Here is a 12,544-nt window from a genome sequence, read left to right on the forward strand (position 1 = left end):
TAGGGAGTAGGGGAAGACAAGGGGGACAAGGGAGACAAGGGAGAGGGGGGAGACAAGGGAGACAAGGAGAAGTCGTAAGTCAGAAGTGATGATTAACTGATAACTGGTCAGGAGTCACTGGTCACTGGTCAGGAGTCACTGTCACCCCACACCCTACACCCTTTCTTCACTGATAACTGATAACTGATAACTGATAACTGTCACAGAATTCGATCGAGTAGTTGATAAATTATTTTAAATAAAGCTGTGAGGGCAACTGCAATTAGTCCGCCACCGATCGCCAGAACCAAAATGCTAGAAACGCTGAGATTGGCGTGCAGGGCAGGAATAAAAACCACAACTACCAAGGAAATTACTGAAATAATTAATAAATCTACTTTTTCGATCCAGCGACGAGATAAGGCAAAAACTAGACCGCTCAAAATCACAGCGGCGATTGCCCAACCAAGAGCGGGAGTGGGAAAAAGGCTGGAAAGCGCGATCGCCAGCAAAGCACCTTCAAAACCGCTAAAAGCCGCTCCCGTTAAAACCTCCCACAGAGCAAAACTAGGTCGCCTGGTTATTGGTGGGGGAGTAGATGGTATAGGGGTGGGGCGATCGAGCTGGTGCAGAGCGGTAAGGACTTCGGCAGCTGACTGATAGCGCTGCTGGGGTTGAGCTGATAGCATCTTGGTCAGAATGCTGGCAAGCTCACTGCTAACTTCAACATGCATTCGCCAATGCCATTGATTGCGACCGGCATCATATAAATCTGTAGGTTTTTTGCCAGTGAGTAGGTTGACTGCGGTTACAGCCAAGGCATACAAGTCCGTAGAAGGGTAAACTTCCCCACCTGAGACTTGTTCGGGAGGGGCAAAACCCATAGAATAAATTCCGGTCGAAGCAGATTGCGCTCCTCCTGCTTGGCTCGTCACTTGTTTGACCGCACCAAAATCGAGTAAGTAAAGCTTACCGTGGCGATCGCGGATGATATTAGAAGGTTTGATATCCCGATGAATCGCTTTTTGTTCGTGAACGAACTGTAAAACGGGTAAAATGGCGTAGAGCAGTTGCAAGACCTGCGATTCGGAGAACCGACCTTGAGATTCTAGTTCTGCTTCTAGAGTTTCACCGTCGATAAACTCTTGAACGAGATAAAAAAAACGTTCCTGTTTATTGGGTTGCCAACTCGGGACGCTCAATTCAAAAAAAGCCAACAAATCGGGGATTTGGTCGTGGCGATCGCCGAGTTGTTCTAAGGCGACTGCTTCCCGTTCAAATAGGGTTTGGGCAGTCATCAGCTGAGTCGCGCTCAAGTCACCAGAAGGCTTGAATTGCTTCACGACACACTGACGCATCCCAGGCGTGTAGCGATCGCGTGCCAAAAAAGCCGCACCAAATCCCCCTTGTCCTAGTAGTTTTACCGGTAGATAGCGCCCCTGTAAAATTAGCGGCATACCGCAACAGGTGCAATACTTTTGTTCTGTTGTTTTGAGAATGGCGCTGTTATCGAGATCGGTAAAATGATTGAGCGGACGGGGACAGCCTAAACGAGTGCAGAAAACTTCCATGAACGGCAAAGGCTAGGGGCTAGAAAGATAAGTGGCTGGTGGCTAGTGACTGGTGACTAGTGACTGGTGTTTTCTAGCCCCTAGCCACTAACCACTAGCCACTCCTATAGCTTTTAATTTAGCTGTCTAGCTCAAACAACTCAATTCACTTCCTCGACCTCTGGCGTTACGACTTCTATAGTTTCCTTGGCAACTCGCGGCGACTCTAACAGTTCCTTGCCCCAACCTGGAGTTGTAAATTGGGGTAAAATCTCGCGGATAAACGCATCAGCTGCTTTCGAGCGATAACGGTTGGGGTTTAAAATTGCTGCTAGCGTCCGTCGCACCACGACTCCCTCAATTGCAGAGCGGTGCAAGATACCCATTTGTAGCTCTTTGGCGATCGCAGAGACGGAAACAAAAGCCGCTCCTAACCCTGACTGCACGGCGTTTTTAATTGCCTCAATTGAATTGAGTTCCATTTCAATTTTGAGTCGTCGCGTATCGATCTCGCAGCGAGTTAATACAGAGTCAATGACTTTGCGAATGGTCGATTGGGAATCGAGAGCGATGAACTGAAGTTTATAGAGGTCGTCTTTATAGATTTTCTCGGCTTTTGCTAAGGGGTGCAGCACTGGTAATATCAGGGCTAGCTCATCTTCGGCGTAAGGAGCGATCTGTAAAGATTCATGTAACTCTGAGGGAATTTCGCCACCGATGATCGCTAAGTCTACCTGTCCGTTTGCCACGCTCCAAGCAGTGCGCCGAGTTGAGTGGACGTGCAACTGTACCGCGACATCAGGATATTTTTGCCGAAACATGCCGATCATGCGCGGTAAAAGGTACGTGCCAGTAGTTTGAGAAGCACCGACAATCAGAGTTCCGCCTTGAAGGTTTTGCAGATCCTCAATTGCCCGACAGGTTTCTTGACAGAGGCTGAGAATTTTTTCGCCATAGTTGAGCAGCAAATACCCTGCTTCTGTCAGTTGCGCTCTACGTCCGCCTCGGTCGAATAAAGGCACGTCCAATTGCCGCTCTAAGTTTTGCACCTGCAAGCTCACCGCAGGTTGAGAGACATAAAGACTGTCAGCGGCACGCTTGAAGCTCCCTTCAGCAGCGATCGCTTTAAGAATGCGTAACTGATCTAAGGTGAAAGGTAGGTCAGACATACAGCTATATCCATGAATACGAAAGGAGACTTCAGGCAACCTACTCGATTAGTGAGAGAGCGCGAATGTGTCATCTGCTCAAAGTGGGAAACATTCCGCGAAAATGACCCTAACACCACATTAATATATAGCGAGTCTAAGCGAATCGTGAAAAAGCATCGTAGTTGCTAAAATTTGGAAGATTAAAGAGTTTTAAGTCAACAAAAAGCTGAAATAAACGTTTGACGCTCTTAAAACTTTTTCCAAAACGATAAAATCTTCTCAGGAGAGTTTTCAGTTGTAACCAAATAGCTTCGACCGGATTCTCTTGAGGGGCATAAGGGGCAAATCGGACACAAGTAATTTGCCAATTTTCAGGAAGAAGCCCTTCATTTTGTTCGGTGAGAAAATCCCTCATTACTTGCCCTCGATGATAAGAGGCTCCATCCCAAATTAATAAAATTCTGGCTTGTGGATGTTTACCTAGTAATTTTTTGACGAATTCTACTGTTAGTTCTCCATTTGCTGTTGGCTCAGGAACCAAAGTAAACTCTTGAGTAAATAGCTCTAGCGCACCATAATAAGTTTGCCGTTCCTTGGGATTGAGGATTGGGATTTTTAAAGGATTTTTTACGAAGTTCCAAAGATAGCCAACCAGATCGTTCCAGAGAAGATGACATTCATCTATGATATACACAACTAGCTCTTCAGCTTCAATCTGGGGTCGATACTTCTCTAGTAACTCGGCAATTTCTCGGTTTTTTTTGTAGATCGCTTCTGGGTCTTGACGTGGACTGGTTTGTTCTCCTTTTTGCCACGTAATTCGCGCTTCTTTCAACAGTTGATAATAACTTTGTCGCGATTGAAAAACTATATCGTACTGCTCGATTAGATACACCTCTAAGTCTGAAATATCCCAAGTTTTTTGTTCGACCAGCCACTGAATTACCGCTTGCCTTTCAATTTGAGTTAAGTAACCTTTTCCTCCTTGATACGAAGACCTTAACGCAGCTAATCCACCAGACTCGAAAGCTTGTTTCCATTTGCTAATAAATCCTACAGAAACTTCTAAGATTTGGCTAATTTGTCGATATACATAACCTTCCATAGCTAGCTTCACAGCTAAAGCTCTTCTCATCTCTTTTTCATTTGGGTGACTTTGAATGAAATCTTTTAAGAGTTGAATTTGTTGTGTTTTGGTTAGAGAAGTCGGATTCACGCTAGTTTTCATCAGCCTCTGACATCTAGAGCTTCATTCTACCTACTTATCTCCAATTTTGTTCATAACTTGTTTAGACTCGCTATATAAAGTTACCTAATAATTCGCGATCGGAGCTTTACAGGAACAAAATATATAAAATTTACTAATAGAAAGTGGGTGGTGAGAGGTAATGGGTAATGGGTAATGGGTAGTTGGTTATTCTCGCTTCCTTGTCTCCCTTGTCTTCCTTGTCTTCCTTGTCTCCCTTGTCTCCCTTGTCCCCCTTGTCTCCCTTGTCCTCCTTGTCCCCCTTGTCCCCCTTGTCCCCCTTGTCTCCCTTGTCTTCCTTGTCCCTTCCCCTAAAATGAATCACACTTGGCTAACGCCCAGCCATTTTGTCATGCTGGGTCTATTACTAGGATTTGCGATCGCCCATAGCGGTTTAGCCGCCCTGCGAATGCAGGCAGAAAAAGCAATTGGTGCTAGGCTTTATCGTGTCTTATTTGCTAGCGTCAGCTTACCTTTAGCTGTCGGTTTAGTAATTTACTTTTTCAACCATCGCTACGACGGAGCGCAACTCTGGCAAGTACAAGCTGTCCCAGGCGTGCGCGAGATTGTTTGGGTGCTATCTGCTGTTTCTTTCCTCTTTCTTTATCCCGCTACATTTAATTTACTGGAAATTGCCGCAGTCCAAAAACCCGAAGTCCATCTCTACGAGACGGGAATTATTCGCATCACCCGTCATCCGCAGATGGTAGGACAGTTGATTTGGTGTATTGCCCATACTTTATGGTTGGGAACGAGTTTTACCCTCGTCACTTCCATTGGCTTAGTCTTACATCATCTCTTTGGAGTGTGGCATGGCGATCGCCGCTTGAGTCAACGTTATTCAGAAGCATTTGAAAAAGTTAAGTCTCGCACCTCCATCATTCCCTTTCTAGCGATCGTGCAGGGACGGCAAACATTATATTGGCAAGAATTTCTCCGCCCTGCATACATAGGTGTTGCCATTTTTGTCTTTTTATTGTGGCGATCGCATCCCCTGCTGATCCAAGCTACAGCCAAAGTTCCCTGGTAGTGGGGAATTCAGAATTAACTACTTGGAAGTTCGCGATTCCCGACTCCCCAATAGCTGACAAAATCGATCTTTCCCACTTTTGAATTGATCCCGAATCGATGTAGCATAATTCCAAGTTGATAGCAAACTCAGATAATTCCGCCTAGAGGAAACATGATATTGTCAGTTAACGAGCGGACGTTTACAAAAGAAGTTTTAGAATCTTCAGTTCCAGTTTTAGTCAATTTTTGGGCTCCCTGGTGTGGGTTGTGTCATTTAATCCAACCTGTACTATCAGAGTTTCACAAGCATGGTAGCCAGCACGTCAAGATAGTGGGCGTAAATGCCGATGAAAATTTTAGATTATCCAATACTTATCGACTCACAACCTTGCCCACACTGATTTTGATTGAGAAAGGTATTGTCAGACAGCGATTAGATCGCCTACACAGTCGAGATGAACTTCGGCAAATCCTAAAGTCAATTCAGTACGACTACGCTAACTCCGTTCGACTTGAAATAGGGGCTAGGAGCTAGAAAGATAAGTGGCTGGGGACTAGTGTTTTCTAGCAACTAGCCACCAGTCACTAGCCACTAACTACTCTCCTACCCCTTACTAAAGCTAAAGTCATAGTAAGTTTTCCCCATCTAGGTTCCCTCAGGTGGGGTATTTTACGATCGGAGCCATGTGTCACAATTGTTAACAGTTTGGAGTAAGCGATTAGTCGTCAGAGGTTATTCATCATCAGTTATTTGTACTCAGTTCCATACAAATGACAAATGACAAATGACAAATGACAAAAAAGCTAATAGCTTCATTGAGTAAGTTAGTAGTAAAGTTCTCAAAGTAGGCGCAAGTGATGGAAGCTATCTATCAATATGCCTGGCTGATTCCGGTGTTACCCTTGGTCGGGGCGATGCTGGTCGGTCTGGGGTTAATATCGGCAAATCAGGCGACTAACCGCCTGCGGCAACTCAATGCTGTATTTGTCATCTCTTTAATGGGAGCAGCAACGGTACTGTCTTTCGCGATTCTTTGGAGTCAAATCCAAGGACACGCGCCCTATACCAGAACCCTGGAATGGGCAGCAGCCGGAAATTTCCATTTAAGTATGGGATATACGATCGACCATCTGACAGCCATGATGTTGGTGGTAGTGACCACGGTAGCTTTGCTAGTGATGGTGTATACCGATGGTTACATGGCTCACGACCCAGGTTACGTGCGCTTCTATTCCTACCTGAGTTTGTTTGGTTCTTCCATGCTCGGTCTGGTGGTCAGCCCAAATATCGTCCAGATTTATATTTTCTGGGAATTAGTGGGGATGTGTTCGTACCTACTAGTTGGGTTCTGGTACGATCGCAAGGCAGCAGCAGATGCTTGTCAAAAAGCATTTGTCGTCAACCGTGTGGGTGACTTTGGTTTATTGTTGGGCATTCTAGGGCTTTACTGGGCAACCAACAGCTTTGAGTTTGGCGAAATTGGCGAACGGTTGCAAACTCTGGTTGAATCAGGTTCTATCAGCAGTTTCTTGGCAGTTGTATTCGCCGTTCTCGTATTCTTAGGACCAGTTGCCAAGTCAGCTCAGTTTCCCTTGCACGTCTGGCTACCGGACGCGATGGAAGGTCCCACCCCCATCTCAGCTTTGATCCACGCGGCGACGATGGTAGCAGCTGGGGTATTTTTGATCGCTCGGATGTATCCCTTGTTTGAAGGCATCCCAGCAGCAATGAATGTGATTGCCTATACTGGTGCGTTTACGGCATTTTTAGGGGCAACGATCGCAATTACTCAAAACGACATTAAGAAAGGCTTGGCTTATTCCACCATCTCCCAATTGGGTTATATGGTGATGGCAATGGGTTTAGGCGCGTATGGCGCGGGATTGTTCCACTTAATGACCCACGCTTACTTCAAAGCAATGCTCTTCCTTGGCTCCGGCTCAGTCATCCACGGGATGGAAACTGTTGTCGGTCACGACCCCGTTTTGGCGCAGGATATGCGACTCATGGGAGGATTGCGGCGCTATATGCCAGTCACGGCAATTACTTTTTTAATTGGCTGTTTGGCAATTTCGGGAATTCCGCCTTTTGCTGGTTTTTGGTCGAAAGACGAGATTCTAGGGGCAGCTTTTGCCACGAATCCTTTACTTTGGGGTGTAGGCTACCTGACAGCAGGAATTACGGCTTTCTACATGTTTCGGATGTATTTCTCGACATTTGAAGGGAAATTCCGAGGCAATGAAATGGAAATCCGCCACGAACTGAAATCGGCAGCCCTCGTACCTAATTTTGGACCAGGGGCGATGGATACGCGAGAATTGGCAGCAACCGCTAGCAGCCACGACAGCCATGATAGCCACGGACACAGCGAACATCCCCACGAGTCTCCTTGGACGATGGCTCTACCTTTGGTAGTCCTAGCTATCCCGTCGATGCTGATTGGTCTGGTGGGTACGCCGTTTGCTAATTACTTTGAGGAATTTATCTATCCTCCCAGCGAAACCTTAGCTATGGCGATGGAGAAAGCTGCCGAGTTCGAGCCGACAGAATTCTACACTTTGGCAGGGGCTTCGGTAGGGATTTCTTTGATAGGAATTACTTTGGCTTCGTTGATGTATTTGTGGCGCAAGATCGATCCTGCCGCGATCGCCGCCAAAATTCGACCGCTTTACGAGCTATCGCTCAATAAGTGGTACTTTGACGACATTTACGACAAAGTGTTCGTCCAAGGTAGCCGTCGCCTTGCCCGTCAAGTGATGGAAGTCGATTATCGCGTTGTCGATGGTGCGGTGAACCTCACGGGCTTCTTTACGCTCATCAGCGGTGAAGGCTTAAAATACCTAGAAAACGGTCGCGCCCAATTCTATGCCTTGATTGTGTTTGCCGCAGTCCTCGGTATGGTAATCGTGTTCGGCGTAACTTGATAGCAGGAGACAGGAGACAGGAGACAGGAGACAGAAGAAGGACAAGGGGGACAAGGAAGACAAGGAGGACAAGGAGGACAAAATTCTTCCCCCTCTCCCTTGTCTCCCCCCTCTCCCTTGTCTCCCCCTCCCGACTCCCGACTCCCTACTCCCTATTCCCTAGTTAGAGATGAATACAGCTAATTTTCCCTGGCTGACAATAATCATTCTGTTTCCAATCGTTGCCTCGCTATTCATCCCGCTACTGCCACCTTCTAAAGAGGGATCGACAGGGCGCTGGTATGCTCTGGTAGTGGGGCTAATTGATTTTGCCATTATCGTTTACGCATTTTACACTCAGTACGATCTGGCTAATCCAGAGTTGCAATTGGTGGAAAGATACGCCTGGGTTCCTCAATTGGACTTGAATTGGTCGGTAGGGGTCGATGGTTTGTCGATGCCCTTGGTGATTTTGACAGGGTTTATCACGACGCTGGCAACTCTAGCGGCTTGGCCCGTAACTTTGAAACCCCGCCTGTTCTACTTTCTGTTGCTGGCAATGTATGGCGGACAGATTGCTGTATTCGCCGTACAGGATATGTTGCTGTTTTTCCTAGTGTGGGAACTAGAACTGATTCCTGTCTACTTGTTGCTGGCAATCTGGGGTGGTAAGAAACGGCAGTATGCTGCAACCAAATTCATTTTGTACACTGCTGGCGGATCGCTATTTATTTTGGTAGCTGGTTTGACGATGGCATTTTACGGCGATACCGTAACGTTTGACATGCGATCGCTGGCTGCTAAAGATATTCCCCTTAACTTTCAGCTTTGGCTGTATGGGGCTTTTCTGATTGCCTACGGCGTAAAATTACCAATCTTCCCGTTACACACTTGGCTACCCGATGCCCACGGTGAAGCGACAGCCCCAGTACATATGTTGCTGGCTGGTATTCTGCTGAAAATGGGTGGCTATGCCCTGATTCGGATGAATGCGGGGATGCTTCCCGATGCTCATGCTTTCTTTGCCCCGGCGATGGTAATTCTGGGGGTAGTAAATATTATCTACGCTGCTTTAACATCTTTTGCCCAGCGGAACTTGAAGCGCAAAATTGCTTATTCTTCAATTTCTCACATGGGATTTGTGGTCATTGGCATCGCTTCCTTCACCGATTTAGGATTGAATGGCGCGATTTTACAAATGATTTCCCACGGGATGATTGGCGCGAGTCTATTCTTCCTCGTTGGGGCAACATACGATCGCACCCATACCCTGATGTTGGATGAAATGGGTGGTGTCGGGCAACAGATGCGAAAGATTTTCGCCATGTGGACGACTTGTTCGATGGCATCTTTGGCACTGCCAGGCATGAGCGGTTTTGTTGCAGAATTGATGGTATTTGTAGGCTTTGCAACTAGCGATGCTTATAACCCTACTTTCAAAGTGATTATCGTCTTTCTGATGGCAGTCGGTGTGATTTTGACGCCGATTTATCTCCTTTCCATGCTGCGAGAGATTTTCTACGGGCAAGAAAACAAAGAATTAACTTCTCACGAAGCTTTAATTGATGCCGAACCGCGAGAAATATTTATTATCGCTTGTCTGCTAGTACCAATTATCGGTATTGGTTTGTACCCGAAAATGCTGACTCAAATGTACGATGCAACAACCATACAACTGACAGCTCATTTAAGGGAATCAGTGCCAACATTAGCAGAACAAAAGCTAACACCAGCTGTATCTTTGAAAGCGCCTCAGTTGGCGATCGAATAGTTGGCTTGTACGAGATTTTTTCAGCCCTTGCCGCGTTGTCGGTAGGGGTATTTTATTGTTTATAATGGCAGATGGCAGAGGGCAGGAGACAGAAAGAAAAACTTTTCAGGCAAAAGGTGAAAGCTGAGATCTTGCATCAATTGCAACACCCGCCTGTGAATCAATTCACAGTCTTATAGCCTAAGTCGGATAAGTCCGGCTGCAAGATCGTTGTTAGTCTACTTCAGTAGACTTGTGCTATTAGCCTCAAACTTAAGTTCAAGGTGAGTCTGGATACTTACTTTTATGTTCTAACCTTTCCACGCTTTTATCTCGTATTGCGCTGTAATTCTACAGTGTATTCTAGTTGATAAATACTAGCTTTATACCTACCAATCCTACCAATGAACATGAATGATGAACAATGGCTTTTGCTAAAGCAGCGATATCCTATTGGTCATAAATTTTGGGCAAAAGTAAATAGAATTAAATCCTTTGGTATATTAATTGAAATCAGCGATCTCCCAAAGGATAGCAGTCAATTTTTAGGATTAATTGATATTGGTCATAGTCCTCTCTATGCTGATTTGCACGATTGCAAGGTTTCAAAGTTAAAAAACGTCTAATTTGTGAAATAGCTACTTAATAAAAAAGTGGGCAATGCTCACCTTATATTTGAATCTCGCTAATAAAGCATGAATTTTTAAAAGTTAAAATTTCGATCCATACTATTATAAAAAGAGAAATTTCTTGTACTGTAAGAGAATAAATCTACAACTACAGGAGCGCACTGAGATGTTTCAACTTGGCTCTCTTTTCTGCTCGTTCGTTGGTTCTATTGGCGGTTCGTTGGTTGGGTCAGTTGCGGGGGCAATTGTAGGAGGCATTGGCGGTTCGATTGGTACGGCACTTCTTGGCTCTTTAGTTGGTTCTCTGGGGGGATCGGTAGTCGGCTCGCTGCTGGGGGCTGTTGTTGGTTCGGTTGTGGATTCAGCAATGGATAGACTCTGGGAGGAACTCACCGAACAACAGAGAGATATGTATCCGATGAAGTCTGCTGCGGTTTAATTTGAATATTTAATGGGAAAAACGTTCTAATCCCGCTAGCGATCGCGCGTAGGGGGTTTCGTGCAAGTGTGCCTTGCCCACAGAACCGAACAGGTGCAGTTTTTCGGCGATCGCTTCCTGCATTGCCGCGATCGCTACGCCTGCTATATCGAGTAAGTCGCTACCATTACCCGCGCAAACTTCCTGTTTGAGCGATCGCATGTAAGCTTGTCGTATTTCAGTATTGACATTAAACTTACACACGCCTAATTGAATCGAACGACTAATCATCCACCCTGGCAACCCTGAAGCACCATGCAAGACAAGGGGAATATCAATTAAGCGGCGAATACGGGCAAGGCGATCGAAATCCAAACGGGGCGGATTTTTATATTCTCCGTGAACGTTACCAATCGTTACCGCTAGAGCATCTACCTGCGTTGTGCGGACGAATTCAACTGCTTGCGCAGGATCGGTCATTTTGGCTTCTTTTTCTGCGATCGTTAAGCCATCTTCAGTACCGCTGATGCGACCAATTTCAGCCTCGACAATTGCACCAGATTTATGAGCCAACCGTGTCATCTCTCGCGTAAACACCATGTTTTCTGCATATGGTAAATGAGAGCCATCCGCCATAATTGAGTTCATACCGGCGGTGAGGGCTTGGCGAATATCATTAGCATTGGTACTGTGGTCGAGATGAACGGAAATAGGGACTGTAGCAGCGCGTGCGGCTTCTAAACACATTGCTACTAAAGCCGATCGCCCGTACTTTAAGGCACTCGGATGAATCTGCAACATGGCAGCACTACGATGCGTCTCGGCTGCACTCACTACCGCTTTTACTCCTTCCAAGTTATAGATATTAAAAGCTCCAATCGCGTAAATATTCTGTCGTGCTGTTTGGAGGAGTTCTTGAGTAGAAGCAAGCATAGAAAGTTAAAAGTCAAAAGTTAAAAGTCAAACATCTGTAATAAACAAATAATTCTGCCGATAAACCCGCCTGTACTCTCATAAGGGGGCGCTCCATCCACCATCTTTGTCGGAGTTACGATCGCTTGATAAATCTGTCCGTACAGATGCTAATTAGTCTACACTTCTACCACATGAATTTCATCGAGTTGAGAAATTGCCACGTCGGCTGCTTCTAAATGAGCGGCTTCGGGTCTGCCCCAGCAAATGCCAATACAACCCGCTGCCCCTGCATTGCGTGCCATTTCAATATCGGCAGCAGAATCTCCTACCATTAAGGTATCGTGGGGTGCTACACCCAAGGATAAGCAGGCTTGTAAAAACAGGGCGGGGTTAGGTTTGCTGATTATAGTATCTACGCCCATTTGTAGCTGTACGTAAGCTTCCAGTTGATGGCGTTGGACGAAGGCGCGGACTCGTTCTGTAGAGGCAGCGGAAAGAATTCCCAGTTTAATGCCAGCATCGCTGAGATATTTCAAGACTTCTAAGCTGCCTACAAATAAGGGTGAAGGGGCAGTACCGATATACTGGTCAGCTTCCTCAAAGGTACGACGCGCGATCGCCAAGGACTCGAACCAACTGCGCCCAGTCTCGGCAATATAAGCAGCTGCGGCAATTTCCGTTTCGCGCCGACTACCTACGGCTAACAGTCCTGTCGGATCGAGGCGATCGCCATTAATCCCAAATGCCATCAGCAGGGGTTCGCCAATCCCAGGAATTTGAGCATCGATCAGGCGCGATCGCTTTTGTCCCAAATTGCGCAAATACTCTTCAGAATTTTCTAACGTGCCGTCTTTATCGAAGACAATTGCTTGGATATTACTGAAGCGCTTGTCTTTACATTGAATTGTTACCATCGTGTTGTGTTACGCTTCTGCCTGAGATTTACTGTAATTTTCTGGAACAGGTATTGCTGCCTCAGTGCAATAGAGCT

The 12,544-nt window shown here is 46.1% G+C and carries 13 protein-coding genes; 7 read left to right on the forward strand and 6 right to left on the reverse strand.

The genetic code is table 11. The features are described 5' to 3' along the window. Positions 1-200 precede the first annotated feature (200 nt). The 4 genes from CHRO_RS26645 to CHRO_RS26660 form a co-directional block, all read right to left on the reverse strand. Entirely contained in the window at positions 201-1,550 is a 1,350-nt protein-coding gene (locus CHRO_RS26645; protein ID WP_015157339.1) for a serine/threonine-protein kinase, read from the reverse strand. Between the two features lie 140 nt (positions 1,551-1,690). After that, positions 1,691-2,698, reverse strand: a complete 1,008-nt coding sequence (locus CHRO_RS26650) for a LysR family transcriptional regulator (RefSeq protein WP_015157340.1) — start codon at positions 2,696-2,698, stop codon at positions 1,691-1,693. Positions 2,699-2,834: 136 nt separating this feature from the next. Beyond that, positions 2,835-3,908 carry an IS630 family transposase gene (locus CHRO_RS26655; protein WP_015157341.1) on the reverse strand — a complete coding sequence of 358 codons (1,074 nt, stop codon included), beginning with the start codon at positions 3,906-3,908 and terminating at the stop codon, positions 2,835-2,837. A 133-nt stretch (positions 3,909-4,041) separates the two neighbouring features. Beyond that, a complete protein-coding gene (locus CHRO_RS26660) occupies positions 4,042-4,251 on the reverse strand; it encodes a hypothetical protein (RefSeq protein ID WP_041462652.1) in 210 nt (69 codons plus the stop codon). On the opposite strand from CHRO_RS26660, the gene CHRO_RS26665 reads away from it, so the two are divergent. The 7 genes from CHRO_RS26665 (at position 4,243) to CHRO_RS26690 (ending at position 10,659) form a co-directional block, all read left to right on the forward strand. After that, the gene (locus CHRO_RS26665; protein WP_015157342.1) at positions 4,243-4,956 is read left to right on the forward strand and encodes an NnrU family protein; all 714 of its coding nucleotides are present in this window, start codon (positions 4,243-4,245) and stop codon (positions 4,954-4,956) included. The two genes, CHRO_RS26660 and CHRO_RS26665, sit on opposite strands and share 9 nt — an antisense overlap. 153 nt (positions 4,957-5,109) lie before the next feature. Continuing rightward, positions 5,110-5,472, forward strand: a complete 363-nt coding sequence (locus CHRO_RS26670; protein WP_015157343.1) for a thioredoxin family protein — start codon at positions 5,110-5,112, stop codon at positions 5,470-5,472. 323 nt (positions 5,473-5,795) lie between these two features. Beyond that, a complete protein-coding gene (locus CHRO_RS26675; RefSeq protein WP_015157344.1) occupies positions 5,796-7,862 on the forward strand; it encodes an NAD(P)H-quinone oxidoreductase subunit 5 in 2,067 nt (688 codons plus the stop codon). Continuing rightward, positions 7,859-8,029, forward strand: a complete 171-nt coding sequence (locus CHRO_RS32985; protein WP_181824247.1) for a hypothetical protein — start codon at positions 7,859-7,861, stop codon at positions 8,027-8,029. Before CHRO_RS26675 ends, CHRO_RS32985 begins: the two co-directional genes overlap by 4 nt. A 2-nt stretch (positions 8,030-8,031) precedes the next feature. After that, positions 8,032-9,612 (forward strand): NAD(P)H-quinone oxidoreductase subunit 4, encoded by a 1,581-nt coding sequence (locus CHRO_RS26680; RefSeq protein WP_015157345.1) that lies wholly within the window; start codon positions 8,032-8,034, stop codon positions 9,610-9,612. A gap of 389 nt (positions 9,613-10,001) precedes the next feature. Next, positions 10,002-10,217, forward strand: a complete 216-nt coding sequence (locus tag CHRO_RS26685; RefSeq protein ID WP_041462654.1) for a hypothetical protein — start codon at positions 10,002-10,004, stop codon at positions 10,215-10,217. A 169-nt stretch (positions 10,218-10,386) separates the two neighbouring features. Next, positions 10,387-10,659 (forward strand): hypothetical protein, encoded by a 273-nt coding sequence (locus tag CHRO_RS26690; RefSeq protein WP_015157346.1) that lies wholly within the window; start codon positions 10,387-10,389, stop codon positions 10,657-10,659. Between the two features lie 9 nt (positions 10,660-10,668). On the opposite strand, the gene CHRO_RS26695 is transcribed toward CHRO_RS26690, so the two are convergent. Both CHRO_RS26695 and CHRO_RS26700 read right to left on the reverse strand, forming a co-directional pair. Further along, entirely contained in the window at positions 10,669-11,571 is a 903-nt protein-coding gene (locus tag CHRO_RS26695) for a class II fructose-bisphosphate aldolase (protein WP_015157347.1), read from the reverse strand. Between the two features lie 158 nt (positions 11,572-11,729). Continuing rightward, entirely contained in the window at positions 11,730-12,467 is a 738-nt protein-coding gene (locus CHRO_RS26700; protein ID WP_015157348.1) for an HAD family hydrolase, read from the reverse strand. Positions 12,468-12,544 lie beyond the last annotated feature (77 nt).

The organism is Chroococcidiopsis thermalis PCC 7203, assembly GCF_000317125.1.
Classification (GTDB): Bacteria; Cyanobacteriota; Cyanobacteriia; order Cyanobacteriales; family Chroococcidiopsidaceae; genus Chroococcidiopsis; species Chroococcidiopsis thermalis.